The sequence below is a fragment of the Leucobacter soli genome (assembly GCF_042659205.1).
GTDB lineage: Bacteria > Actinomycetota > Actinomycetes > Actinomycetales > Microbacteriaceae > Leucobacter > Leucobacter soli.
Genome location: NZ_JBHSRW010000475.1, coordinates 1 through 674 on the forward strand (window position 1 = coordinate 1; position 674 = coordinate 674).

1 protein-coding gene and 1 pseudogene are annotated in these 674 nt (G+C 75.2%); both read left to right on the forward strand.

Annotated features, from left to right (window positions below):
* Positions 1 to 301, forward strand: a pseudogene (locus ACFPZL_RS14040) (hypothetical protein); the annotation flags it as partial.
* On the forward strand, positions 298 to 674 hold a 377-nt coding region (locus ACFPZL_RS14045; protein ID WP_382336030.1), incomplete at its 3' end, for an MGMT family protein. The pseudogene ACFPZL_RS14040 and the gene ACFPZL_RS14045, both read left to right, overlap by 4 nt.

Sequence of the window (674 nt, forward strand, 5' to 3'; positions counted from 1 at the left end):
CGCCGGAGACCTGATCCTGCGCCGCGCGCTCGGCGCCCGCACCGACCGCGAAACCCGCGGGATCGCGGAACCCTGGCGTCCGTTCCGCGGCTACGCCACGCAGCACCTCTGGGCCGACTTCCTCGCCGCCCGAGCCTCGGTCGGCATCGCCGCGAAGGCGGCGGGCGGCACGCCCACCGCTACAGCCACCGAGACCGCCGGCACAACCGCCACCGCCGGCACCGGCACCGCCACTCGCTCCGGCACCGCTACCACCGGCCACGCCACCGCCATTGCGCCCGACACGAAGGATCCGTCATGAACGCTCCGCTCACCCGCATCGTCGTCGGCATCATCGACGCGCCGTTCCACGCGCTCGTCACGCCCGAGGACGGCGCGATCCGTGCGGCGGGCTTCGCGACCGCCGAGGATCCTGCCGCCCGCAGCCTCGAGGAACGGCTGGCCCGGCTCGATCCCTCTCTCGCGGTCCGTGGAGTCGAGGAGGCACCGACCGGCTCCGGTCCGATCGCCGAGGCGCTGCGATCCTACGCCGCCGGCGAGTTCACAGCGCTCGACGACCTCCCCGTCGCCCAGCCGGAGACGCCCTTCCGCGGCGAGGTCTGGCGTGCGCTGCGTCGGGTTCCCGCGGGAGAGGCGGTCACCTACACGGAGCTCGCGGCGCGCGCCGGGCGCCC